Origin of the sequence: Brenneria corticis (genome assembly GCF_003115855.1) — a bacterium.
Lineage (GTDB): Bacteria > Pseudomonadota > Gammaproteobacteria > Enterobacterales > Enterobacteriaceae > Brenneria > Brenneria corticis.
Window position 1 is genome coordinate 220,643 of record NZ_KZ819074.1, and the last position, 25,029, is coordinate 245,671.

Below are 25,029 nucleotides of genomic sequence, written 5' to 3' on the forward strand. Positions count from 1 at the left end.
ATGCGCTAACAACGCCGGGCGCTCAGTTAAGGGTAAATTCAAACGGCACGCTGACCCGCACCGCCGACCGCTGGCCGACGCACTGGAAACGCCGCACGGCCTGTAGCACCGCGTCGTTGAAGACGGCGTTGCTGGAACTGGCGATGCGCACGTTCTCGATGACGCCGCCGGCGCTGACGGTGAACTCGGCGACAACCTGCCCTTCCAGCCCCCGGCGCACGGCGCGGCTGGGATAGGGGACGCTGGAGCGTACGCGGATATGGTTGGGACAGGCCATGCCGATGGTCGCGGTGGGCGCCGCCGCAGGCGCCGCGACCGGTCTGGGCGGCGCCGATTGCACGGCGACAATGGCCGGTGCGGCCGCGGCCACCTGGGGCGGCGGCACGTAGGCAGGCCTGGGGCGCGGCGGTTTGGGCGGCGGAGGCGGCGCGGGTGGCTCCGGTTCCGGCGGTGGCGGCGGCTCCGGCGGCGGCGGCGGCGGTTCTTCCATGACCACCGGCTTGGGCTCTTCAAGCAGCGCCACCTCCAGCGGTTCCTTGAAAACCTGATCGACCGCCTTGCGCGCCAGGCCGTTAAGCAACGCCCACCCCAGCACGAGATGCAGCGCTACCACGAACGCCAGACCGGGCAGGCGTTCACTCAGACTCTTGGCGGGAAGTTTGCGCGTCATACGGTTTCAGACCAGTTCCTTGGTAAGGCGCACCAGCGGAAAAAGCCCGGTTTGCGTCACCGCCCCGTCCGTGACGTAGCCCTGCTTCAGGTAAAAGTCCCGCACCTCCAGCTTGCCGGTGACGAGCGCCCGGCGCAGGCCGCGCTCGTAAGCCCATGCTTCCAGCGCCCGCATCAACAGGCGGCCGATCCCCTGCCCCTGGCGGTCGGCCGCGACGGTGATGCGTTCGAACTTGGCCTGGCCTTCATAATGGCGCAGACGCCCGGTGGCTACCGGGACCGGGCCGTCCATAAGCAATAGATAATCGACCTGCTCTCCCGGCTTTTCATCGATTTCCCCCGCCAGCGGAATAGCCAGGCTCAAGGCAACCTGGATGCGCAGATAATGCACCGCGGCCAGTTGCCAGGTCTCTGTTACACGGATGATCTCCATAATGCTTCCCTCTATCAGTGATGGTCCACGGCAAGACGCCGCAGCACGGCGAAAACGCGGCGGTTTTCCTCGTCGTTGCCGATGGTGACGCGGATCCACTGCGGCAGTCCGCTTTCGCGGCCCGAACGCAGTACGATGCCGGACTCCAGGAATTGCTGCGCCGCCTCGTCGCCGTCGCGGCCGAGATTGATCATCAGGAAATTGGCGAAGCTGGGTATATAGCCCAGGCCCAGATCGTCGCAGCAGGCGTAGTAGTCGCGGAGCCCCTGCCGTACGGCGGCGACCGAACGGGCGAGAAATTCTTCGTCGTCCAACGCGGCGGCGGCGGCGATCTGCGCCAGATGGTTCACGTTGGGCGGGGTTTTGACCTTGTGCAGCAGACCTATCGTGTGCGCGGCGGCGACCGCGTAGCCGATGCGCAGACCAGCCAGGCCATAGGCTTTGGAAAAGGTACGCAGCACGATCAGGTTGGAGTGCCGGCGTGTGAGCGCGATGCCGTCCGGGAAGTCCTGCGCCGCGGCGTACTCGCCATAGGCTTCGTCGAGCACCACGGCGACGTCCGGCGGCACGCGTTCGAGAAAGGCCCGCAGCTCGCCGTTGGCCACAATGGTGCCCATCGGATTATGGGGATTGCACAGCCAGACCAGGCGCGTGCGCGGGCCGACGGCCGCCGCGACCGCGTCGAGGTCGATGGCGTAATCCCGCAGGGGAACCGCGACGATGCAGCCGCCGTTCACTATGCTGGCGATGTTGTACCAGCCGAAGGAGGGTTCCGGAATGACCACCTCATCGTTTTCGCCGACGAACGCCGCGCCGATCAGCGACAGGATCTCGAAGATGCCGTTGCCGAACAGCAACCGATCCGGCTCGAGATCGTGGCGGCGCGCCAGCTTATGCCGCAACGCGCTACAGAAGCTGTCCGGATAGCGAGAGGCTTCGCCGAGCGCCGCCGCCAGCGCCTGGGCCACGCGCGGCGAATAGCCGAGGCTATTCTCGTTGAGCGCCAGGTTGGTCAGCCTGCCACGGGCGTCGGGCTCGTAGGGCGCGCCTGGCGGATGGAATCCACGGATGGTATCCAGAACGGGCCGGTGTTTGATGCTACTCATGAGGTCTCCTATTGTTTATCGTTTACGCCACGGCCGACTCGCCCCAGCGCCACAGGCCGGCCGTGCCGGCGGCCCCCGGCCCTGAACTCAGCGCCGCGCCGCGCAGCAGCTCGCGTCCATGCGGCGCCAGCCAGGGCGCCAGCGGATCTTCGTCCGGCGCGATTTCTTCACTGAAACCGCGCCGGTACTTGCCGTTTTCCTGCGGCAGCAGCCCCAGACTGACCTGCTCGCGTTCGTCGACGAAGCCGGGCGTCTGGAACAGATCGCGCGCATAGGCCCACAGGTGGGGAAAATCGGTGATGCGTTTGACGGGGCCGAGTTCGGCTGGGAAATTCGGCCGATAGTTGGTATCGAAAGACGCCAGGGTCACGAACAGGCGGACGTCGGCGTCGGTCAGCTGCTCGCCGAACAGATAGCGTCGGCTTTGCAGGCGGAAGTCCAGATCGGCCAGACGGGCCTCGAACACCGTTTTGGCCGCCGCCGCGGCGCCGGAGGAGGTGGCGAACAGCACCTTGTAGGGGCCATTGTTGACGTCGTCAAATATCTGTTGGTTGAGCAGGTCGATCTGCGGACGCAAAGCCTGCGGATAGAGGTCCGGCGCGCCCTGGCGATGCAGCGGCGCCCACGCGGTTGCCAGATCTATGCTCAGTGTGTGGTAATCGTTGGCCACCACGCGCCCGGTCGCCGCCTCCACCAGGGCCGGCACCGTGCCTCGCCGGTCGTAGCCCGGCCGGGCGCGCCGGTACAGTTCATTGAGGCGCGCCACCTTGAACACCGCGTCCACCCCGCCGGGCTGGTCGTCGAACTCCCAGCCGTCCTCGCCCCGGGTCGTTACGTAGCCGACCGAAATCGCCTGTTCCAGTCCCAGCAGGCGGCGTACGATCAGCTGACGGCGCGACCAGCCGCAGCCGGTGGAGACGATCAGGCGATAGCGGCCGGCCTCGACCGGCAGTTGTCCCGGCCGCCGGCCGAAGCGTTGCGTAAAGACGTTGCTCTGTCGCACAAAGGCGCCGTCGTGGCTCTGTTCGACGGTTTTTTCCGGAAATGTCTTTGTCATGTCACTCTCCCAGTCAATATGGAATGGATGTTTGATGGCGCTCAGAATCTGTAGCCCAGGCTGACGCCGAAGGTGCGCGGATCGCCGTAGCCGGTCGGATAGTGGCCGTTGGTCGCGTCGGTGCCACCCTGATAGAGCATGGCCTGATTCTTGTAGCGCCGGTCGGTCACGTTGTTGACGTAGGCGCCGACGGTGACGCGGTCGCCCGGCAGCGTATAGCTGGCGTGGACGCTGCCCAGCCAGTACGCCTGCTGCAACGCGTAAAGGTCGCTGTCGTTGGTAACGTTGAAGTGATGCTTGCTGGTGTAGCTCCAGTCGGTGCCGAGCGCCAGCGTGCCGCCGGCCAGCGGCGTGCGGTAGTCGACGCCGAGCAGCGCGGTCGTCTGCGGCACGCGGGCGAAGCCGTAGCCCTTATAGTTCCTGCCGCCGGCCAGCAGTTCATCGAACTCGGTGCGCAGCCGGCTCAAATTGGCGCGCAGGCGCAGCGAGTCGGTGAGCTGGAAGGCGGCTTCGAGTTCGATGCCGTCGACCTTGCCGGAACCCGCGTTCATCAGCGTGGGATAGAAAATGTTGTTCAGCACCTGGTTCACCACCAGCTGCATGTTTTGATAGTCATAATGGTAGGCCGCGGCGTTGAAAACCAGACGCTGGTTCAGCCAGGTGCTTTTGTAGCCGATTTCATACGATTTCAGCTTCTCCGGATCGACGACCGAGAATTGCGATACGCCCGATACGCCGTTGGGGGTGATGTAAGTGTTGTAGTTGCCGGAACGAAAGCCGCTGGCGTGGCGGAAATAAACCAGCTGGTTGTCGTCGATCTGGTACTCGGGGGTGATGTCGTAGCCGAGGTTGGACCAGCTTTTTTTGATGCGGCCGCCGGTCGAATAGTACGTCGCCAGCCCGGCATTCTCCAGCGCGCCCGGCGACCACCACTTGCCGTTGACGACGTAGGGCGAGGCGCCGGTGGCGTATAGCGTCGTCAGGTCGATGCCGCTTTTTTCGTAGGTATGGCGCAGGCCGCCGCTAAGTTTGAACCGTTCGGTGAACTGAAAGCCGACGCTGCCGAATAGCGCGGCGCTGGTGGTATCCTGCTCGAAACTGGTGGTGTTGAAGGACTGGGTGGCGGCATCGCCGGTAAGCTTGCCGCCCGCGCCGTAGGATTCGTTGTCGTCGCGGAACAGGTAGCTCCCGGCGATCCAGGTAAAACGCTCCTCCGGCGGCGAAACCAGACGAAACTCCTGGCTGCGCTGCGTCACTTCGTTGCGCGAGTAGGAACGGGCGCTGCCGCCGGTGGCATACTCGTACGGCGTGTAGTCGCCATCCACCAGCCCGCTGCGCCGGCCGTGGTCGATCGCCGTCACCGAGGTCAGCGTATAGCCGCCGAGGTCCCAGTTGAAGGTGAGGCTGGCGCCCTCGGTTTCGACCTTGAGCGGCAGGTCGAAATTGTAGGCGACATGCTTGCGGTCGCCGCTGCCGTTGCCGATCGGGGCGACGTAGCCATTGACGTCCGGCGCGCCGTTGCGGGTAACCGAATACCAGGGATTCTGCGTTCCGTCGAGCCGGCGAACGTGCACATTGAGCAGGGCGTCGAGTTCGGGTGAGATAAGCGCCAGCAACTGGAAGCGCCCGGCAATATCTTCATAGTCGCCGACGTCGTTGCCGGTGGTGGTGTTCTTGGCCAGACCGCCGCGTTCCTCGTAATGCAACGCGGCCCGGCCGGCCAGCACGTCGTCCTTGAGCGTTCCCCCGACGGCGCCCTGGAACAGTCTGGAGTCCAGGTTGCCGAACTGTAGCTTTGCGTTGCCGTCGGTCTCGAAAGACGGCTTGCGCGAGATAAAGTGGAAGGCGCCGCCGGTGGTGTTCTTGCCCCACAGGGTGCCCTGCGGGCCGCGCAGCACCTCGACCCGCTGCAGGTCGAACAGCGGCGTGCCGGTGAACAGGTTGTTGTTGTAATACACTTCGTCGGCATAAAAGCCGATCGGATTCACCGTATTGTTGGTGGCCTCGTTGGAGCCCACGCCGCGGATGAAGAAGCGCGGACGGGCGCGGCTTTCGGTGTTCCAGCCCTGCGCACCGGGGATGAACTTGGCGACGTCCTTCGTGGTCCGCAGACCGCCCTCCTCGATCTCCTCGCTGCTGACCACGCTGATCGCCGCGGGAACCTTCTGCAGGCTCTCGGCACGCCGGGGCGCGGTGACGATCACCGGGGCGAGCTGTTGTTCACTGTGCTCGGTTTCCTGCGCCGGCGCGGCGGCGGATAGGGCGGCCACGAATCCGCCGGCGACGAGGACCGCGCCGGATGTTTTTTTATGACGAACCATTCGGGGCTGATGCTGCATAGCGTCCTCCGGGAATATCTGCGTTGGTGAAAGTGAGTTAAATTGTTTCGGCGACGGCAATGCCGCCCGTCAGGCAGGCTCCCGCGTACTGCGCCCGAGCCAAATGGCGAGAATGATCCACAGCAGTCCGGCGACGGCGTACCCGGCTGGCGCCACGAATACCGCCACGGCCAGGGTATGGACGTCGGACAGGCGACCGACCAGCTCCGGGCCGACGATGCCGGCGATGCCCGTGGTCAGCACGATGGACCACGCGGTGGCGCTGTTGCGCAGATAAGGCGGCACCGTTTCGACGATCAGCGTCGTCAGGGTGCCGGCGCTGAAGCCGAAAAGGGCGATCCCGGCGGCGATACAGGCCCGGGTGAGCGTCAAATCCCGGCTGCCGTAGGCGGTGGCGAAGGCCGCGCAGGCCAGCAGCGAGGTGGTCGCCAGAAAGGCGGGAAAGCCCCAGCGGAAAGGCCGCAGCACGACGCTGGAGAAATAGCCGCCGATCAGCCCCACCGGCAAGGTATAGAGCAGAACCTGGGCGAGAAAGTCGGAAGCCTGCTGGTTGCTGAGTTCAAAGACGCGATGCAGATAGGCCGGGATCCAGATCTGCACCGACATGGCGATAAAGAAGAACAGCAGCGCCAGCGAATGCAGGATGTAGCCGGGATAGCGGAAGACGGCCAGACTCTCGCGCACGCCGGGTTTGGCGGCGACCAGGGGCGTGCCGACGGCGTCGTCGTGCGCGCCGATGGCCGGCTCCCTGACCCACAGCAGCAGGAGCGCGAGCAATAATCCGGGCAGCCCGGCGACAAAAAAGGCGGTCCGCCAGCCGTATTCGGTCGCCAGCCAGCCGCCGAGCGCCAGCGCGGCGGCCGTGCCGACCTTGTTCTTCAGCATGTACAGCGAGAACACCAGATTGCGCCAGCGCGGACGATAGAGGTCGGCCAGCCAGCTCGGTGCGAGCGAGTTATAGGCCGCCTCGCCGAAACCGGTGGCGATGCGCCAGAACAGCAGGCCGAGGAAGCCGGCGGCAAAGCCGGTGGCGATTGACGATACGCTCCAGATGGCGACCCCGATCAGCAACACGGATTTGCGCCCGAAGCGATTGGCCAGCACGCCGAAGATCGGCGCGCCGATAAGTCCCGCCAGCGTAAACATCGAGGACAGGCGTCCGATCTGTTCGTCGGTAAAGCCGAACTCCGCTTTGATCGGCGTCAGCAGCGAGGCGATGATCATTGAGTCCAGCACACAGACGATGCCCAGCAGCCAAATCAGGGTCAACTGCACATGGCTGCTGTTTTGCCAGCGCCCGGCAACCGGCAGCCCGGCATCGAAGGAGTCGGTCAGCGTTTTTTCCTGCGGGATGGTCATGGCGAATGGTTTCCTCGGTTGGCCGTTCGCGCGGCTCGCGGCGGCTGAAAGGGATGTCATAAGAGGCGCTCGCGGCGCATCCGGATTAGGGGCTATTATTCGATGCGGGGCTGGGGGACCAGAAGGACAATCCGTGTCATGTATATATAAATATTGTATTAATTTAGATATTTTATCGGCTTGTCATCAGCCGGCGGGCTGGCATAGATTCAGACTTCCCGATCGCTGATAAAAAGGACATCCAGGGAAATGAACCGAGCCATAAGATACCCGCCGACGGACAATTCGTGCCAGTCCCACAGCCTGCCTTTCATCGCCGCAGAGAGGGAACGCTGCGCCGGATCGCCGTCCACCACCGCGAGTTCGCGCTGTATCGGCATGCACGACCGGGAATTCACGCTGTTTCAGGTGTCCGGCCTGCTGCTGACGGCGCAGGAGCAAAATAGTACGCAAGGGCTGCAACGGGATCTCGGCATCGACCTGATTCGGGGAGAGTGGCCTGCCGCCACCGTCTCCTACATGGAAATGCGGCAGGTTTTCGAACGTTTGTGGCTGTTCGGCGACCGGGCGGAACTGCTGTTCAACCATGCGTCGCGCATCAATTTCGCCAGTTTCGGCACCTCCGGCATGGCGGCAATGGCGCTGCGCGACCGCAAAGCCGGCATCCGCTTCCGCGCCGGTCATTCACGCACGCCCTGGAATGCGGTACCGGAAAACGGCCACGACGGCGGCATGAGCCTGCTGCATATTCCCAAATTCTACGATCCCGAATTTCGCGCGGCGTTCGAACACTTCCATTTCGTCAATTGCTTCGCGGTCGCCCGTTCCGGGTCGTCGGGCATCCGCATCGCCGATGCGGTGCGATTCACCCGCTCCTGCGGTATTTCCAGGTCGGCGCTGGAGCACTATTTTGGCTGTCCGGTCTATTTCGATCAGGATATCGCCCAAATCGAATTCAGCCGGCGCTGGCTCGACCATCCCGTACCCTTTATCGAGAGCGGCCTGCGCAGCAGGCTGGCGCGGATGCTTGAAGAGGTGCTGGCCGGGGAGACGACGCGGCGCAGGCAGAGTATTCTCCAGTTTCTGGGCGCCCATCTGGACGAAATCAGGTCGTCCGAGGATTTGGCGCGGCTGCTGGGCATCAGCCGCCGTACGCTGGCGCGCATCCTCGATCGCGAAGGCGTCAACTACTCCGTTCTGTCGCGCGAGGTGCGCCTGACCGAGGCCCGCCGCATGTTGCGGCACGGTATGAGTATCCCGACGATTGCCGAAAACCTGGGGTTTGCCGATGAACGCAGCTTCCGGCGAGCCTTTCTCCGCTGGGGAGGAACCAGCCCTTCCGAATACCGCCGGAGCTGGGGACAGGTCGGCCTGTAGATGCCCGTCGGTGCCTCTGCCAGCCACTCAAGCCAGGCAACGAAAAGCTGGCGGGCATAACCCGAACGGCCTAAAATAGCTTAAATCGAACGATTCGCACCCTATTAAGGCGGTAAGCATGCTCAGTTTTACGGCTAACCAGGCTAAAACCCAGTTTGGGGAATTGCTCACCAAAGCACAGCGTGAGCCTGTCAGCATCACAAAGAACGGCAAACCTTCCGTGGTGGTGATGTCCATTGATGATTATCAGGCTTATGAGGAGATCAAACTCCAGCAACTGCGTAACAGACTTGCTCATTCCGTTGCGCAGGCCAATGCCGGTTTGCTGCACGATGGCGATGAGGTGTTTGATGCGCTGATGAAGGATCTCTGATGCCCCGTTATAAGCTGACCGACGATGCGCGGGAGGATGTGCGCGAAATAAAAAAACATTCATTAAAACAATTTGGCTCAATGGTGACACGTGAATACCTGCTTGGAATGCAGACCTGTATGCAACGTCTGGCTGAAAACCGGCAAATGGGCAGTGATAACATTGAAGCACTTGATATTCAGGGATTGCGGTATTTCCCATACATGAGCCATGCCATTTATTATCTGTTCGCCCCTCATGGCATTACGATCGTTGGCGTACTCCATCAGAGTCGTTTACCGAATATATTGCGCCAGCGTAGGCTCTAAATCGGCACGGAAAGTAGCGGAAACAGGCACAGCGTATGCGCCAAAATATATACTCGCCAGCATGTTGATGTAGGTTGAATCAGGTTGACGTCGGGAGAGGTTGAACAGAAGGGAAAGTCGGTAAGTTCGTGGGTTTATTGAGATAAAAAAATAGACGTCCATTGACGTCTATTGATTTTGTATTGGTACCGAGGACGGGACTTGAACCCGTAAGCCCAATCGGGCACTACCACCTCAAGGTAGCGTGTCTACCAATTCCACCACCTCGGCATCACAATAACTGCTTATGCAACAGCAGCGGCTGGCGCTGCTGTCAAAACTACTTATACAACGATTACTTTGGAATATCGCTTGCAGGTGCCGGAGGCGCGGCAGGCGTAGTGCTCTGCTCCGCGTTCTCAGGCTGGCTCAGGTTATCCCAAGCTCCGCTGCCTCGGTTACTGCTCTGCAGCGAACTCATGTTACCCAGCACCAGACTGATAATGAAGAACAGCGTCGCCAATACCGCCGTCATGCGAGTCATGAAATTCCCGGAGCCGCTCGAACCGAACAAAGTGGCAGAAGCACCTGCTCCGAACGAGGCTCCCATATCAGCACCTTTACCTTGCTGCAGCATAATCAAGGCAACCAGCCCGATCGCTATCAACAGGAAAATCACCAAAAGAGCTTCGTACATAGTTGTACCTGTAACCGTTTTCCCCATCATTGATGGAGATTTTAAATTCTTGCGGCAACTCCGCGCGTAGTCCACTAGGTCGAATGAATATCTTCATCCCTTGCCAAGCGGGTCTGAATACTAACCAAAGGCTGTAGCGTACGCAAGGGTAATTTAGCCGCCGTTTACTGATTGAAGAAAAAAAGAGCGGCTTTCGCCATCCTCGCGCCGCTGGCGGATGCTGAGCGGGTTTAACCGTCGTTAATCCACCGCTTTAACCGCGTCAGCGATGCGATTAGCCAACTCAATCACCGTCGCCTCATTCTCGCCTTCGACCATAACGCGAATAAGCGGCTCGGTGCCTGATTTTCTCAGTAATACCCGTCCCCGGCCGGTCAGCTCTTTCTCCACGTCCCGGGTGATCTGTTGCACCCTTTTGTCCTCGAGCGGGTCATTCTCACCCGAGAAACGGACGTTAACCAGAATTTGCGGGAATAGCTTCATGCCGCTGCACAAGTCATGCAGGCTCATATGGTTTCTGACTATCGCCGTAAGCACTTGCAAACCGGCGATAATGCCGTCGCCCGTGGTGGTTTTATCCAGCAGGATGACATGGCCGGAGTTTTCGGCGCCGATACGCCAGCCCTTCGCCTGCATGGTTTCCAGTACATAGCGATCGCCGACTTTGGCGCGCGCAAACGGAATGCCCAACTGCTTCAACGCCAGCTCCAGTCCCATATTGCTCATCAGGGTGCCGACCGCGCCGCCGCGCAGCTGGCCCTGGCGCAAACCTTCGCGGGCGATGATATACAGGATCTGATCGCCATCGACTTTGTTGCCCAGGTGGTCGACCATGATTAGCCGGTCGCCGTCGCCGTCAAACGCCAGCCCGACATCGGCTTTTTCGGCCACTACGCGCGCCTGTAGCTGCCTGACGTCGGTCGCGCCGCACGCTTCATTGATGTTCATGCCGTCCGGCTCGCAGCCGATAGAGATGACGGTAGCGCCCAGTTCGCGCAATACGCTGGGAGCGATGTGATAGGTTGCGCCGTTCGCGCAGTCGACCACGATTTTCAGGCCGTTAAGGTTTAGCTCGCTGGGGAAGGTTCCCTTACAGAACTCGATATAGCGCCCGGCGGCGTCGACAATACGGTTTGCCTTGCCCAGCTCCGCCGATTCCACGCACGTCAGCGGTTTTTCCAATTCGGCTTCGATCGCCTCTTCCACCTCATCGGGTAATTTGGTGCCGTCGATAGAGAAAAATTTAATGCCGTTATCATAGTAAGGGTTGTGCGACGCGGAAATAACGATACCGGCTTCCGCTCTGAAGGTACGCGTCAGATACGCGACGGCCGGCGTCGGCATCGGACCGGTAAAAGAGGCGGACAATCCCGCCGCGGCCAGCCCGGCTTCTAACGCGGACTCCAGCATATAACCGGAAATGCGGGTGTCTTTGCCGATGATGATTTTACGCGAGCCGTGTCGCGCCAGAACCTTGCCCGCGGCCCAACCCAGCTTCAGCACAAAATCGGGGGTAATCGGGCTGTCGCCCACTTTTCCCCGCACGCCGTCAGTGCCAAAATATTTACGGTTACTCATAATAGTTTTTATTCCTTCGCTGAAAGAGTGGCTTCCACAATGCGCATGGCGTCTACCGTTTCTTTTACGTCATGAACGCGAATAATTTGCGCGCCTTGCATCGCCGCTATCACCGCACAGGCCACGCTGCCCTGAACCCGCTGCGCGGGAGGGACCTTGAGCAGTTGTCCGATCATCGATTTTCTCGACATTCCGACCAGCAGGGGCAATCCGAAACGGTGTAATTCGCCCAGGCGTGCAAGAAGCTGATAATTATGCGCCAGATTTTTACCAAATCCGAACCCGGGATCCAGCAATAGACGACTTTTCGGAATATTACCGCTCACGCAGCGATCGATCTGCCGCTGTAAAAACGCCCCCACTTCCGCCATCAGGTCATCGTAGTGCGGGTTGTGCTGCATGGTTTTCGGCAATCCCTGCATATGCATCAGGCAAACCGGCAGCCCGGTTGCGGCGGCGGCTTGCAAAGCCCCCGGCTCTTGCAGCGAGCGAATGTCGTTAATCAAGTGAGCGCCCGCTTGCGCCGCAGCCGTGATGACCTCAGGCTTGGAGGTATCGACGGAAATCCATGCGTCAAAACGCCGGGCCAACGCCTCGACGACCGGGATCACGCGCTCCAGCTCCTCTTCCGTGCCGACTTCATTCGCCCCCGGGCGGGTTGACTCCCCGCCGATATCAATCAGCGTGGCGCCGGCGGCGATCATTTCCTGGGCATGAAACAGCGCCGCATCCAGCGTGTTATGTTTGCCGCCGTCGGAAAATGAATCGGGAGTAACGTTGAGAATGCCCATCACGTGGGGACAAGAAAGATCCAGGGTCGATCCTCTAGCGCTCAGTTGCATGATTTTTCCCTCAAAATCGTTGTTCTCTCCTAAAATCTATCCCGCGGACCATTCAGTAAAAAACCCCGGACAGGTCCGGGGTTTTACAGGAGTAACAACGGGCGATACTAAACACCGGCAAATTTATTTTTGCTCGGACATCGTGCCACCCGGATTCGGCGTGTGGGGCTCATCAACCGGCGTCGGCGCCTTGGGTGCGCCGCCACTGCCGGAATTGCTATCCGAGCTTTGATCTTCCCAACCGGCCGGCGGGCGAACCTCTTTACGCGACATCAAATCGTCAATCTGCGGCGCATCAATGGTTTCATACTTCATCAACGCATCTTTCATTGAATGCAGGATGTCCATATTCGCCATCAGCAGCTCACGCGCACGCTGGTAGTTGCGCTCAATCAGCGATTTCACTTCCTGATCGATGATGCGCGCCGTTTCGTCAGACATATGTTTGGCCTTGGCGACGGAACGGCCCAGGAACACCTCGCCATCCTCTTCCGCATACAGCAGCGGACCGAGTTTTTCCGAGAAGCCCCACTGCGTAACCATGTTGCGCGCAATGGAGGTGGCGACCTTGATGTCATTCGACGCCCCGGTAGACACTTTTTCCACGCCGTAGATAATCTCTTCCGCCAGACGGCCGCCGTACAGGGTGGAAATCTGGCTTTCCAGCTTCTGGCGGCTGGCGCTGATGGCGTCCCCTTCCGGCAGGAAGAACGTCACGCCCAATGCGCGGCCGCGCGGGATAATGGTCACTTTATGCACCGGATCGTGTTCCGGCACCAGGCGACCGATAATCGCATGGCCCGCTTCGTGATAGGCGGTGGACTCTTTCTGCTGTTCAGTCATCACCATGGAGCGGCGTTCCGCCCCCATCATGATCTTGTCTTTGGCTTTTTCAAACTCGACCATCGACACCACGCGCTTGTTGCCGCGCGCGGCGAACAACGCGGCTTCATTGACCAGGTTGGCCAAATCGGCGCCGGAGAAGCCCGGCGTACCGCGGGCGATAACCGATGCGTCAATATCCGGGGAGAGCGGCACCCGGCGCATATGCACTTTCAGGATCTGCTCGCGACCGCGCACATCCGGCAGCCCCACCACCACCTGGCGGTCAAAACGGCCGGGACGCAGCAACGCGGGGTCAAGCACGTCGGGACGGTTGGTCGCGGCGATCACGATAATGCCTTCATTGCCTTCAAAACCATCCATCTCAACCAGCATCTGGTTCAGGGTCTGTTCACGTTCGTCGTGCCCGCCGCCCAGACCGGCGCCGCGCTGACGGCCCACCGCATCGATTTCATCGATAAAGATGATACAGGGAGCGGCTTTCTTCGCCTGCTCAAACATGTCGCGTACGCGGGACGCGCCCACGCCGACAAACATTTCGACGAAGTCCGAACCGGAGATGGTGAAGAAAGGCACTTTCGCTTCGCCGGCGATCGCTTTGGCCAGCAGGGTTTTACCGGTCCCCGGCGGCCCGACCATCAGAATGCCTTTCGGTATCTTGCCGCCCAGCTTCTGGAAACGGCTGGGTTCACGCAGATATTCCACCAGTTCGCTGACTTCTTCTTTTGCTTCGTCACAGCCGGCAACGTCGGCAAACGTGGTTTTGATCTGATCTTCCGTCAGCATCCGCGCTTTGCTCTTGCCAAAGGACATGGCACCTTTACCGCCGCCGCCCTGCATTTGACGCATAAAGAAGATCCAGACGCCGATCAGCAACAGCATCGGGAACCAGGAAATAAAGATTGAAGCCAGCAAGCTCGGCTCTTCCGGCGGCTCGCCAACCACTTTCACATTCTTCGTTAGCAGGTTATCCAGCAGCTTGGGATCGTTGACAGGAATATAAGTCGTGTATCGGTTGCTATCTTTTTTGATAACACTGATCTCACGCCCGTTAATACGTGCTTCGCGGACCTGATCCTGATTCACTTCAGTCAAGAAGGTTGAATAATCCACCCTACGGCCATTCGACTCGCTGGGCCCAAAGCTCTGGAAAACGGACATCAGCACAACTGCGATGACCAACCAGAGAATCAGGTTTTTCGCCATGTCACTCAAGGGATTAACCTCATATTACAACTGTGTTAAAAAACAGCGTTAGGGTACTACAGTTTGCGCCCTGTCGCTACGATATACACTTCACGCGACCTGGCACGCGAAGCGTCTGGCTTACGAATCTTGACCGTCGTAAACAGGGAGCGAATTTCCCGCAGGTATTCGTCAAAACCTTCTCCCTGAAACACTTTAACCAGAAAACTACCACCTGGCGCTAAGACATCCCGACACATATCAAGTGCTAATTCAACCAGATACATCGACTTCGGAATATCAACTGCTGGTGTACCGCTCATGTTCGGCGCCATGTCAGACATCACTACCTGAACCTTGTCGTCCCCCACCCTTTCAAGAAGCGCTTTAAGGACGACTTCATCACGAAAATCCCCTTGCAGGAAATCGACACCAACAATAGGATCCATCGGCAAAATATCACAGGCGATGATACGCCCCTTACCGCCAATCTGCGTCACCACATACTGCGACCATCCGCCAGGGGCGGCGCCCAAATCAACCACCGTCATGCCGGGTTTAAACAGTTTGTCGCTCTGCTGTATTTCATCAAGTTTAAACCAAGCGCGGGAGCGGAGCCCCTTTTTCTGCGCCTGTTGCACATATTTATCGCTAAAGTGTTCCTGCAACCAGCGACTGGAGCTTGCAGAACGCTTTTTATTAGCCATCTATTTTCCAACTATTCTCTGTAAAGCGCTATCCGGTGAGCGGAAACGTCTCGCATACAACCAAAATCCGTAACGCCAAATTGGTTATAATGATGAGATGGCGGTAGAATGAACCGTTTTCAATCCCAACCTAAGCAAAAAGACAATGAACCTAAGCAATAAACAAAAACAGCACCTGAAAGGTCTGGCCCATCCGTTAAAACCGGTCGTCATGCTGGGCAACAACGGCCTCACCGAAGGTGTTCTGGCTGAGATCGAACAAGCATTGGAACATCACGAACTGATCAAAGTGAAAGTCGCGAGCGAAGACCGCGAAACCAAGACTTTGATTGTTGACGCCATTATCCGCGAAACCGGGGCCAGTAACGTTCAGGTTATCGGCCACACGCTGGTGCTGTATCGTCCGGCGAAAGAACGTAAAATTGTGTTGCCACGATAACACTTTTTATTTCAGGATACGTAATTTTAACGGAAAGGTGCCACGCCTGCCCGTTAGAGAAAAGGCCGCAAGCGGCCTTTTTCCTTTCTTTACAAACTTTGCTGTTTTAATCAGCAAAACAGCAACCTTTACAGATATTCAACGCTGATGATTTCATACTCCACGTCGCCGCCCGGCGTCTGGATCACCACAATGTCATCCTGCTCTTTGCCGATAAGCCCGCGAGCGATCGGCGAGTTCACCGAAATCAGATTCTGCTTAAAATCAGCCTCGTCATCGCCAACGATGCGGTAAGTCTGTTCTTCTTCGGTATCCAGATTGATAACCTTGACGGTGGCGCCGAAAATGACGCGCCCGGTGGCGGACATTTTCGTCACGTCAATAATCTGCGCATTGGAAAGCTTGGCTTCAATATCGCGGATACGCCCTTCGCAAAAGCCCTGCTGTTCGCGCGCGGCGTGGTATTCGGCGTTTTCTTTCAGATCGCCGTGCTCGCGGGCTTCAGCAATCGCGGCGATAATTTCAGGCCGGCGCTCGCTCTTTAAAAAATCCAGCTCTTCGCGTAATTTTTCGGCACCGCGCAACGTCATCGGAAATTGTTTCATAATTGTCTATACCTCTAAAAAATCCGTACGACTCAAATAATCGTCATCCTGACGCGTTAATAATCAAATACGACGGAGTTCTACTCTATCTTTCAAGCCGCCCGAACCTTGGCTTGCGGCGGCTTGAACTCTATGGAATGTACATGCCGGCGTTTGCGGCAATTAAACAAAAGTAACCAGCCCCGGAACAAATTTTCCAGGCCAGCAACGATTTTGCATTTTGATACGTATTTTAACCCAGAGTTCCATGGGGGTCATCGTTTACTTTAGACCTTATTGCGCCGTAGTATGACCACACGTTACCCTGTTGTTAGCTGAGATTATGCGTTTTTCATCGATTATTCCCGGACTTGCCTGCGCTTTTGTTCTGCATGCCAATGCAGCGACGGTTGAAGAACATACCCAGTATTTACCCGATGGCGCCAATCTGGCGCTGCTGGTGCAAAAGGTTGGCGCCACCACGCCGGCAATGGCCTTTAACAGTCAGCAGATGGCGCTGCCCGCCAGCACGCAAAAGGTACTGACCGCGCTGGCCGCACTCCTTCAGCTGGGTCCAGATTATCGTTTTATCACCACGATGGAAAGCCATGGTCCGGTGACGAGCGGCATACTGCGCGGCAATCTGATCGTGCGCTTCAGCGGCGACCCTACCCTGAAGCGCCAGCAAATACGCAACATGGTGCAGGAATTGAAAAAGCGCGGCGTGAGGGAAATCGCCGGGGATATCATGATCGACACCTCGGTTTTCGCCAGCCACGACAAGGCGCCCGGCTGGCCCTGGAACGATATGACGCAATGCTTCAGCGCCCCGCCGTCAGCGGCGATCGTCGACCGCAACTGTTTTTCCATTTCGCTCTATAGCGCGCCCAACGCCGGCGATAACGCGTTTATCCGCGTCGCGTCCTATTATCCGGTACAAATGATCAGCGAGGTTCGTACGCTGGCCAAAGGCTCTCCAGACGCGCAATACTGCGAGCTGGACGTGATCCCCGGCGAGCTGAACCGCTTTACGCTCACCGGCTGTCTGCCGCAACGCGCCGATCCGCTGCCGCTGGCCTTTGCCATTCAGGACGGCGCCAGCTATGCCGGGGCGATCGTTAAAGACGAACTGCTGCAGGCCGATATTGCCATCAAGGGCAGCCTGCGCCGTCAGACGCAGCCCGGCCCCGCGGGCAGCGTGCTGGCGCAAACCCAGTCCGCGCCGCTGCACGACCTGCTGACCGTGATGCTGAAGAAGTCCGACAACATGATCGCCGATACCGTTTTCCGTACCATCGGCCATGAACGCTTCAAGGTTCCCGGCACCTGGCGCGCCGGCGCCGATGCCGTCCGCCAGGTATTGCGCCAGAAGGCCGGCGTCGATTTGGGCAACAGCATCGTTGTCGACGGCTCCGGCCTGTCCCGCCATAACCTGATATCGCCGGCGACCATGATGCAGGCGTTGCAGTACATCGCCCAACACGACAGCGAGCTGAATTATATCGCCATGCTTCCCCTCGCCGGCTACGACGGCACCTTACGGTATCGGGGCGGGCTGCATGAAGCGGGCGTAAACGGCAAGGTTTCCGCCAAAACCGGCGCGCTGCAAGGGGTTTATAATCTGGCCGGATTTATCACCACCGCCAGCGGCCAGCGCATGGCCTTCGTACAGTTTCTGTCCGGCTATGCCGTTCCCCCGGAAGATCAGCGTTCACGCCGTGTTCCGCTGGTGCGTTTTGAAAGCCGCTTATACAAAGATATTTATCAGAACAACTGACTCGCAGCGCGAGTTTGACGGCCTCGCCCGCCATCAAACTCCGCCCTGTGTCAATCTTTCTGCAGCGCTATCGCCCGGCGGCGGTAGCGCCCGACGACCGCGCCCACCCGCTCGTCGCGGGCAATCCAGCGGTAACATCCCGCCGATAGCGCCGCGCCGATAAACCAGCTGAAGTTCGCCACCGCGTGCAGCGACGGAATAAAGCTGATGACCAGGCAAATCGCCACCGACGGCAACAGCGCCGAAATGGCCTTCGGATTAAAGCCCCCGCGATACCAGTAGCGGCCCTGCGGCGTGGCGTTGAACAGGTCGTCCACCGACACCCGGCCGCGTTTGATCAGATAAAAATCCGCCAGCAGGATGCCGAACAGCGGACCGATAAAAGAACCGAGCACGTCCAGCGTGTAGTGAATCAGTTCAGGAGAATGAAACAGGTTCCACGGCGTCAACAGTACCGAGCCCACCGCGGCAATCATGCCTCCGGTGCGGAAGCTGATGTTCTGCGGCGAGCAGTTGGAAAAGTCAAAGGCGGGAGAAACGAAGTTCGCCACGATATTGATGCCGACGGTGGCGATAATCATGGTCAGCAGCCCTATCGCCACCGCCAGATCGCTGCCGACGTGGCTGACGGTTTCAATCGGATCGGTAATCATCTTGCCGAACAGCGATTGGGTGCCGGAAACAATCACCACGGTCACGATGGAGAACAGCAGGAAATTAAACGGCAGCCCCCAGCGGTTACCGCGGCGGATTTCCCCCATGTTTTTGCCATAACGGGCGAAGTCGCCAAAGTTCAGCAGCGGCCCGGAGAAGTAAGACACCACCAGCGCGGTCGCCGTCAGCATCTGGAACGCCTGTTCGCCGCCGCTCAGCTGTTTGCTGCTCAGCGTAAAGGAGATGCCGTCAAAACCGGTCTGGTATACAATCCAGCCGGCCAGCGCCAGCATCACCACATATACCGCAGGCCCGGCGATATCAATAAAGCGCTTGATGGCGCTCATGCCGTGCCAGAACACCATCGCCTGCAGTAACCACATAATCCCGAAGCTCAGCCAGCCAAGCTGAGACAGCCCGAGCCATGAAACCTGGGTCATGGGCGTCAGCGCCGGCCAGAATTTCAGCGCCACCAGCATCAGCGCGTTAGCGGCCAGATAGGTTTGGATGCCGTACCAGGCAAAGGCGATCAATCCGCGGATCACCGCGGGAATATTGGCGCCAAAGACGCCAAAGGCCTGACGGCAAATGACCGCATAGGGCACGCCTGCCATCTGGCTGGGTTTGGCCACCAGATTGGCGCACAGCTGCACGATGCAAATTCCCAGCAGCAAACACAGCAATACCTGCCAACTGGCCAGTCCGAGAGTGAAAAAGCTGGCCGCCACCACGTACCCTCCCATACTGTGTACGTCGGACATCCAGAAAGAAAAGATGTTGTACCAGTTCCAATTCTGATTACGCGTCGGGGCGAGATCGTCATTACACAGCCGCGGGCTGTAGTTTGCGTTGGCTTCGGATGCCGACGCCGGATCGATAGGTTGACTATTTGGCATGAAACCTGCTCCTCTGAATTTAACAAAGTAACCCTGTACACAATTCGGGTATTGCAGGATCCAGGCCAAATTAATCTTTTTGTATACAAAAACTATTTTTAATGTATACGATTTACAAATACAGCGGCGTTTACCGGAGTAGGTAATGAAGAGCGAAATCGGCCTGAAAACGGCCTCCGACTTGAATGATAAAGACGAACCCATCTATCAGGCGTTGATGGCCGCCATCGTGGAACATCAGTTGCCGCCGGGCAGCAAGCTGCCCGAAGAGGCGCTCTCCGAGGTGTTCGGCGTGAGCCGTACCGGCATCCGTAAAGTGCTGCAACGCCTCGCGGCAGTGCAAATGATCACCCTGACGCCCAAACGTGGTGCGCAGGTCGCCACGCCCGGCGTGGAAGAAGCGCGGGATATTTTCCACACCCGCTCGCTGATTGAATGCGCCAATCTCCCCGCGGTTATCGCCCACTGCCAGTCAACGCATCTGGTGGCGCTGGAGAAGCTGAACCGGCAGGAACAGCAGGCGCATCACGACCTCGACGGCCCGGCGGCCATCCGTCTCTCCGCCGCCTTTCATATTCAGCTGCAGGCGATTTCCGGCAATCAGGTGCTGACGGAAATGGTCACGCGGCTGAGCCAGCGCTCTTCGCTGGTGGTCGCCGCCTATGGCGCTCCCTGGCAACAGGGCTGCCGCTGCGACGATCACGATCGTCTGATCGTCCTGTTGCGGGAAAAGGCGCTGCAGCCGCTGACCGAGGCGCTGCGCCACCACTTTGAACATATCCTCGCCACGCTGCATTTTGAGCGCAGCGGCGAAACGCTGCCGGATTTCTCCCGCCTGTTCGCCAATCTACGAGATCGTTAGCATGGAAAAATACCTTATCCAGGTCATTAACCCCAATACCAGCCTGCCGATGACCGAAACCATCGCCCGCGCCGCACGGGAGGCCGCGTCGCCGAACAGCGAGATCGTCGCGGTGTCGCCTGCCCAGGGCGCGCCCTCGATTGAAAGCCACTTTGACGAGGCCGTCGCCGCGGTTGGCGTGCTGGAACAGATCAAGGCCGGACGGGCGCAGGGCGTCAGCGGTCACGTTATCGCCTGCTTTGGCGATCCGGGTCTGCTTGCGGCGCGGGAACTGGCTCAGGGGCCGGTGGTCGGCATTGCGGAAGCGGCGATGCATATGGCCACGCTGGTCGCCACCCGCTTTTCCATCGTCACGACGCTGCCGCGCACCTTGATCATCGCCCGTCACCTGCTCAGGCAATATGGTTTCGAACACCACTGCGCGGCGCTGCACGCCATCGACCTGCCGGTGCTGGCGCTGGAAGACGGCAGCGGTTATGCGCAGCAGAAAGTGCGCGAATATTGTATACAGGCAAAACGGCAGGACGGCAGCGGCGCCATTGTACTGGGCTGCGGCGGCATGGCCGATCTGGCGCGGGAACTGACGCACGAACTGCGTATGCCGGTGATTGACGGCGTGGGCGCCGCGGTGAAGATGGTCGAATCGCTGCTGGCGCTGGGGCTGTCCACCAGTAAACACGGCGATTTGGCCCCGCCGCGCCGCAAAACGTTGACCGGCGCCTTTAGCGCCCTGAATCAGGACGATAATCATGAGTAACCAGACGGCAGCAAAAGAGTACGACTTTAACCGGGACTACCCGCGCGACCTGCGCGGCTATGGGGGCCGACCGCCGCATGCCGCCTGGCCCGGGGGGGCGCGCATCGCCGTGCAGTTCGTGCTGAACTACGAAGAGGGCGCGGAGAATAACGTATTACACGGCGACGCCGGTTCCGAACAGTTTCTTTCCGATATCATCGGCGCCGCCAGCTACCCGGATCGCCATATGTCGATGGACTCGCTGTACGAGTACGGTTCCCGCGCCGGCTTCTGGCGCATTCATAACGAATTCGTCAGGCGCGGTTTACCGCTGACGGTGTTTGGCGTCGCCATGGCGCTGGCGCGCCATCCGGAAATTGTGGCGGCGATAAAAGCGGCCGACTACGACGTGGTCAGCCACGGCTGGCGCTGGATCCACTATCAGGGCATGGATGAGGAAACCGAGCGCCGGCATATGCAAAAAGCGATCGATATCTTTGTCGACCTGTTCGGCCGCGCGCCGACCGGCTGGTATACCGGCCGCGATAGCCCCAACACCCGCAGACTGGTGGTCGAACAGGGCGGCTTCAGCTATGACAGCGACTACTACGGCGACGACCTGCCGTTCTGGACCCGCGTCGCCTGCCGGGACGGCCGCCGCAAACCGCATCTGATTATTCCCTATACGCTGGAAACCAACGATATGCGTTTCGCCACGCCGCAGGGATTCAACACCGCGGAGCAGTTTTACACCTACCTGAAAGACAGTTTTGACGTGCTGTATGAAGAGGGAGAGAGCGTACCGAAAATGATGTCGGTCGGCATGCACTGCCGGCTGTTGGGACGCCCGGGACGTTTTCGCGCCCTGCAGCGTTTTCTGGATTATATCCAGCGGCATGAGAAAGTGTGGATCTGTACCCGGCAGGAGATCGCCGACCACTGGATCGCCCATCATCCCGCGCCCAAAAGCTGAGAGAGGGAGCCGGCAAAGGCGTTTATTCCTGCGGTCAGGAATAAACGCCGGCTTCGCCAGCGATAACGATTAACGCTGATAAATGGTTTCGACGCCTTCCTCGTCTTCGTCGTCCCAGTCATCATCCCAGTCGTCTTCAGCTTCGCTTTCCGCCGTCGCCAGCTGCTCGCGGTGATAGTCGTCCCACATGAATTCGACTTTCTCCGGCGCGCTTTCCTCGACGGCCATGGCTTTCGGCTGAACCTTGAGGAAGTTCATCACATCCCAGCACAGCGCGTTCACCCCTTCGCGGTTGGCGGCGGAAATCAGGTAATACTTCTCTTCCCACCCCAGCGCCGCGGCGATTTCCTTGGCGCGCGTCGCGGCTTCGGCTTTATCCAGCAAATCGACTTTATTGAACACCAGCCAACGCGGTTTTTCAGCCAACGCGGCGCTGTATTGCTGCAGTTCATTGACGATCACCTTGGCGTTTTCCACCGGATCGGACTCGTCAATCGGCGCCAGGTCGACCAGGTGCAGCAGCACGCGGCAACGCTCCAGGTGCTTCAGAAAACGAATGCCCAAACCGGCCCCGTCAGACGCCCCTTCAATCAAGCCGGGGATATCGGCGACCACAAAGCTTTGCTCGCTGTCCATGCGCACCACACCGAGGCTTGGCACCAGCGTGGTAAACGGATAATCCGCCACTTTCGGCTTGGCGGCCGAAACGGCGCGGATAAAGGTGGATTTACCGGCGTTGGGCAGCCCCAGCATACCCACGTCCGCCAGCAGCAGCAGCTCCAGCATCAGTTCGCGCTCTTCGCCCGGCGTACCGTTTGTTTTCTGGCGCGGCGCGCGGTTGACGGAAGATTTAAAGCGGGAGTTGCCCAGTCCGTGCCAGCCGCCTTTGGCGACCATCAGTTTCTGCTGATGGCGCGTCATATCGCCCAGCACTTCGCCCGTTCCCTGATCCAGCACCCGGGTGCCGACGGGCACTTTGATGGTGATGTCCTTACCGCGTTTCCCGGTACAGTCGCGGCTCTGCCCGTTTTGTCCGCGTTCCGCGCGGAACGACTTTTCAAAGCGGTAGTCAATCAGGGTATTCAGGTTTTCATCCGCCAGCAAATAGACGTCGCCGCCGTCGCCGCCGTCGCCGCCGTCAGGGCCGCCATTGGGAATATATTTTTCACGGCGGAAGCTTACGCAGCCATTACCGCCATCACCTGCCACCACCAGAATGGTGGCTTCATCTACAAACTTCATGAATTCTCTCCGCAAAAAACCAATAGAAATATCTACTTGTTTTAGGCTATTTATTGGTTCTTTTTGGCGTAACTTTTTGATTTTAAGGGTGGTGGCATCTTTTACCCGCCACCATTAAAAACCGACGCGCCAGAACCTGCTCCGGCAAGGGGGCGAATTGTACCCGCTTACCGCAATATTTTCATCTGTATTAAAAATAAACAGTACAGATGGGATGTCAAAACGGCCTGTCGCAGTGTTCCCTATCGTCTGACTGCTCCAGACGCCGTACCTATTTTGGCGCAATCACCGAAGCGGGATCCTTTCTTCCGGGGAAAAAACGGTGCCCGATAGCGGAAAACATCGCCCCCGCCACGACCACGAACGCCCCAGTATACCCCACAACATTCAGCGGCGGCGCGGCAAAAAACGTTGGCCAAGCCCATGCCAGCAAGCTGGAAAAGAGCAAGGTGAATAACGGCGTAAGCGTAATCACCGCGCTCACCTGAGCGGCCTGCCAGCGCGCCATGGCCTCCGCCAGCGCGCCATAACCTATCAGCGTATTGGCGCCGCAAAACAGCAGACAGATAAGCTGCCAGCCGTTGAGTTGCAGAACAACCGCCGGGCGGGCAAACGGCGTGATGGAGAGAACGCAAAGCACATACAGCAGGAACAGAATCTGCTGTGACGTCAGGCGGCGTAACAGCACCTTCTGCGCCACGCCATAGGTCACCCACACCGCCGCGGCGCAAACGCCCAGCAGCACCCCCAGGGTGTAATCGGTCAGGCGGGTGAAAATTTCAATCAGGCTGGCGTTAAAAAACAGCACCAGTCCGCAAACCAGCATCACGGCGCCGATAACCTGCGTAATCCGCATCTTTTCTTTTAAGATGAGTACGCTGGCGAACATCATGCCGACCGGTGAAAGCTGGCCGATAACCTGAGAGGCGGTCGGACTCAGATATTGCAGCGACGAACTGAAAAAGACGAAATTTCCCAGTAAGCCATAGGTGGCTATCAACAGCAAAATCCACCACCGAGGGCGCCGGAAAATCTGCAGCGGCGGTAATTGGCGGCGTGAAAACAGCACTATCCCCAGCCCAACGGAGGCGATGAGAAATCGATACCAAACGATGGTGTACGGCTCCATCACCACCAGCACCTGCTTCATGGCGATGGGCAGCGCGCCCCAGCAGATCGCCGTGGTCAGCGCCAGACAGAGGCCGATGCCCGTCTGTTGTTTAGTATTCATGCTTGTCTCGGCTAAGGCCAGGAAGTGAAATGTAAAAAGCCCCGCAATAAATTGCGGGGCTTATATCCTTGAGGCCTAACGCGAAAATTTATTCAGCAACGATACTGATATATTTACGGTTTTTCGGGCCTTTCACTTCGAACTGAACTTTACCGTCAGACAAAGCGAACAGCGTGTGGTCTTTACCGCAGCCTACGTTGCTGCCGGCGTGGAACTTGGTCCCGCGCTGACGAACGATGATGCTGCCGGCTAATACCGCTTCGCCGCCGAAACGTTTTACGCCCAGGCGTTTGCTTTCTGAATCACGGCCGTTACGAGTTGAACCGCCAGCTTTCTTGTGTGCCATTAATCCGCTCTCCTAAATCTTAAGCGCTGATGCCGGTGATTTTCACGTCAGTGAACCACTGACGATGGCCCGCTTGCTTACGGTAGTGTTTACGACGACGAAACTTAACAATCTTAACTTTCTCGCCGCGACCGTGAGCAACAACTTCAGCTTTGATCTTACCGCCATCGACGAAAGGAACGCCGATTTTGATTTCTTCACCATTGGCAACCATCAGAACCTGATCAAACTCAATAGCTTCACCAGTTGCGATGTCCAGCTTTTCCAAGCGAACGGTTTGACCTTCGCTTACTCGGTGTTGTTTACCACCACTTTGGAAAACTGCGTACATAAAAAACTCCGCTTTCCGCGCACTCAACGTATGATTATCCAGAGCGCGCTATAAATATTCACAATAGGGCGCGAATTCTACGCAAAAAACCTGAGGATGACAAGTG

The 25,029-nt window shown here is 58.7% G+C and carries 25 protein-coding genes and 1 tRNA gene; 8 read left to right on the forward strand and 18 right to left on the reverse strand.

Annotated features, from left to right (window positions below; genetic code table 11):
• Positions 1-22 precede the first annotated feature (22 nt).
• From DDT56_RS24580 to DDT56_RS06125, 6 genes are all read right to left on the reverse strand, one after another.
• Positions 23-385: an energy transducer TonB gene (locus DDT56_RS24580; RefSeq protein WP_210416986.1), complete on the reverse strand. Its 363-nt coding sequence runs from the start codon at positions 383-385 to the stop codon at positions 23-25.
• Between the two features lie 291 nt (positions 386-676).
• On the reverse strand, positions 677-1,102 hold the full coding sequence (locus DDT56_RS06105; RefSeq protein WP_136165591.1) for a GNAT family N-acetyltransferase: 426 nt from the start codon (positions 1,100-1,102) through the stop codon (positions 677-679).
• 14 nt (positions 1,103-1,116) lie between these two features.
• On the reverse strand, positions 1,117-2,208 hold the full coding sequence (hisC, locus tag DDT56_RS06110; RefSeq protein WP_136165592.1) for a histidinol-phosphate transaminase: 1,092 nt from the start codon (positions 2,206-2,208) through the stop codon (positions 1,117-1,119).
• 22 nt (positions 2,209-2,230) lie between these two features.
• Complete coding sequence (locus tag DDT56_RS06115) at positions 2,231-3,265, reverse strand: glutathione S-transferase C-terminal domain-containing protein (protein ID WP_136165593.1); 1,035 nt, start codon at positions 3,263-3,265, stop codon at positions 2,231-2,233.
• Between the two features lie 41 nt (positions 3,266-3,306).
• Complete coding sequence (locus DDT56_RS06120) at positions 3,307-5,604, reverse strand: TonB-dependent receptor (RefSeq protein ID WP_136165594.1); 2,298 nt, start codon at positions 5,602-5,604, stop codon at positions 3,307-3,309.
• Between the two features lie 69 nt (positions 5,605-5,673).
• Positions 5,674-6,963: an MFS transporter gene (locus DDT56_RS06125; protein ID WP_136165595.1), complete on the reverse strand. Its 1,290-nt coding sequence runs from the start codon at positions 6,961-6,963 to the stop codon at positions 5,674-5,676.
• Between the two features lie 249 nt (positions 6,964-7,212).
• Between DDT56_RS06125 and DDT56_RS06130 the strand changes: the two genes are divergently transcribed.
• The 3 genes from DDT56_RS06130 to DDT56_RS06140 all read left to right on the forward strand — a co-directional run bounded on the left by DDT56_RS06130 (position 7,213) and on the right by DDT56_RS06140 (position 9,021).
• Positions 7,213-8,340 (forward strand): helix-turn-helix domain-containing protein, encoded by a 1,128-nt coding sequence (locus DDT56_RS06130; protein WP_136165596.1) that lies wholly within the window; start codon positions 7,213-7,215, stop codon positions 8,338-8,340.
• Positions 8,341-8,458: 118 nt separating this feature from the next.
• Complete coding sequence (locus tag DDT56_RS06135) at positions 8,459-8,713, forward strand: type II toxin-antitoxin system Phd/YefM family antitoxin (protein WP_136165597.1); 255 nt, start codon at positions 8,459-8,461, stop codon at positions 8,711-8,713.
• On the forward strand, positions 8,713-9,021 hold the full coding sequence (locus DDT56_RS06140; RefSeq protein WP_136165598.1) for a type II toxin-antitoxin system RelE/ParE family toxin: 309 nt from the start codon (positions 8,713-8,715) through the stop codon (positions 9,019-9,021). The genes DDT56_RS06135 and DDT56_RS06140 overlap by 1 nt, the downstream gene beginning before the upstream one ends.
• A 183-nt stretch (positions 9,022-9,204) precedes the next feature.
• Here the strand turns inward: DDT56_RS06140 and DDT56_RS06145 are convergent.
• The 6 genes from DDT56_RS06145 to rlmE form a co-directional block, all read right to left on the reverse strand.
• Positions 9,205-9,291, reverse strand: a tRNA-Leu gene (locus tag DDT56_RS06145).
• Positions 9,292-9,355: 64 nt separating this feature from the next.
• A complete protein-coding gene (secG, locus tag DDT56_RS06150; RefSeq protein WP_136165599.1) occupies positions 9,356-9,697 on the reverse strand; it encodes a preprotein translocase subunit SecG in 342 nt (113 codons plus the stop codon).
• Between the two features lie 240 nt (positions 9,698-9,937).
• Positions 9,938-11,275 (reverse strand): phosphoglucosamine mutase, encoded by a 1,338-nt coding sequence (gene glmM, locus DDT56_RS06160; protein WP_136165600.1) that lies wholly within the window; start codon positions 11,273-11,275, stop codon positions 9,938-9,940.
• Between the two features lie 8 nt (positions 11,276-11,283).
• The gene (gene folP, locus DDT56_RS06165) at positions 11,284-12,117 is read right to left on the reverse strand and encodes a dihydropteroate synthase (RefSeq protein ID WP_136165601.1); all 834 of its coding nucleotides are present in this window, start codon (positions 12,115-12,117) and stop codon (positions 11,284-11,286) included.
• Positions 12,118-12,240: 123 nt separating this feature from the next.
• The gene (gene ftsH, locus DDT56_RS06170) at positions 12,241-14,166 is read right to left on the reverse strand and encodes an ATP-dependent zinc metalloprotease FtsH (RefSeq protein WP_136165691.1); all 1,926 of its coding nucleotides are present in this window, start codon (positions 14,164-14,166) and stop codon (positions 12,241-12,243) included.
• Between the two features lie 56 nt (positions 14,167-14,222).
• Positions 14,223-14,852: a 23S rRNA (uridine(2552)-2'-O)-methyltransferase RlmE gene (rlmE, locus tag DDT56_RS06175; protein WP_136165602.1), complete on the reverse strand. Its 630-nt coding sequence runs from the start codon at positions 14,850-14,852 to the stop codon at positions 14,223-14,225.
• A gap of 145 nt (positions 14,853-14,997) precedes the next feature.
• On the opposite strand from rlmE, the gene yhbY reads away from it, so the two are divergent.
• The gene (gene yhbY / locus DDT56_RS06180) at positions 14,998-15,291 is read left to right on the forward strand and encodes a ribosome assembly RNA-binding protein YhbY (protein WP_136165603.1); all 294 of its coding nucleotides are present in this window, start codon (positions 14,998-15,000) and stop codon (positions 15,289-15,291) included.
• A 128-nt stretch (positions 15,292-15,419) separates the two neighbouring features.
• Here yhbY and greA read toward each other — a convergent pair whose 3' ends face one another.
• The gene (gene greA / locus DDT56_RS06185; protein ID WP_136165604.1) at positions 15,420-15,896 is read right to left on the reverse strand and encodes a transcription elongation factor GreA; all 477 of its coding nucleotides are present in this window, start codon (positions 15,894-15,896) and stop codon (positions 15,420-15,422) included.
• A 322-nt stretch (positions 15,897-16,218) separates the two neighbouring features.
• Between greA and dacB the strand changes: the two genes are divergently transcribed.
• Positions 16,219-17,652, forward strand: a complete 1,434-nt coding sequence (gene dacB / locus DDT56_RS06190; RefSeq protein WP_136165605.1) for a serine-type D-Ala-D-Ala carboxypeptidase — start codon at positions 16,219-16,221, stop codon at positions 17,650-17,652.
• Between the two features lie 50 nt (positions 17,653-17,702).
• Here the strand turns inward: dacB and DDT56_RS06195 are convergent, their stop codons facing one another.
• The gene (locus tag DDT56_RS06195; protein ID WP_136165606.1) at positions 17,703-19,202 is read right to left on the reverse strand and encodes an NCS1 family nucleobase:cation symporter-1; all 1,500 of its coding nucleotides are present in this window, start codon (positions 19,200-19,202) and stop codon (positions 17,703-17,705) included.
• 145 nt (positions 19,203-19,347) lie between these two features.
• Here DDT56_RS06195 and DDT56_RS06200 point away from each other — a divergent pair, with 145 nt between their 5' ends.
• Genes DDT56_RS06200 through puuE form a run of 3 tightly spaced genes read left to right on the forward strand, consistent with a single transcriptional unit; the run spans position 19,348 to position 21,773 of the window.
• The gene (locus DDT56_RS06200) at positions 19,348-20,064 is read left to right on the forward strand and encodes a GntR family transcriptional regulator (RefSeq protein WP_136165607.1); all 717 of its coding nucleotides are present in this window, start codon (positions 19,348-19,350) and stop codon (positions 20,062-20,064) included.
• Position 20,065: 1 nt separating this feature from the next.
• On the forward strand, positions 20,066-20,821 hold the full coding sequence (gene hpxA, locus DDT56_RS06205) for an allantoin racemase (RefSeq protein ID WP_136165608.1): 756 nt from the start codon (positions 20,066-20,068) through the stop codon (positions 20,819-20,821).
• Complete coding sequence (puuE, locus tag DDT56_RS06210; protein ID WP_136165609.1) at positions 20,814-21,773, forward strand: allantoinase PuuE; 960 nt, start codon at positions 20,814-20,816, stop codon at positions 21,771-21,773. Before hpxA ends, puuE begins: the two co-directional genes overlap by 8 nt.
• A 69-nt stretch (positions 21,774-21,842) precedes the next feature.
• Here puuE and cgtA read toward each other — a convergent pair whose 3' ends face one another.
• The 4 genes from cgtA to rplU all read right to left on the reverse strand — a co-directional run bounded on the left by cgtA (position 21,843) and on the right by rplU (position 24,923).
• Positions 21,843-23,015: an Obg family GTPase CgtA gene (cgtA, locus tag DDT56_RS06215; protein ID WP_136165610.1), complete on the reverse strand. Its 1,173-nt coding sequence runs from the start codon at positions 23,013-23,015 to the stop codon at positions 21,843-21,845.
• Positions 23,016-23,286: 271 nt separating this feature from the next.
• Complete coding sequence (locus tag DDT56_RS06220) at positions 23,287-24,246, reverse strand: DMT family transporter (protein WP_136165611.1); 960 nt, start codon at positions 24,244-24,246, stop codon at positions 23,287-23,289.
• An 88-nt stretch (positions 24,247-24,334) separates the two neighbouring features.
• Entirely contained in the window at positions 24,335-24,592 is a 258-nt protein-coding gene (gene rpmA / locus DDT56_RS06225; protein ID WP_009114475.1) for a 50S ribosomal protein L27, read from the reverse strand.
• Positions 24,593-24,611: 19 nt separating this feature from the next.
• A complete protein-coding gene (gene rplU / locus DDT56_RS06230) occupies positions 24,612-24,923 on the reverse strand; it encodes a 50S ribosomal protein L21 (RefSeq protein ID WP_009114476.1) in 312 nt (103 codons plus the stop codon).
• Positions 24,924-25,029 lie beyond the last annotated feature (106 nt).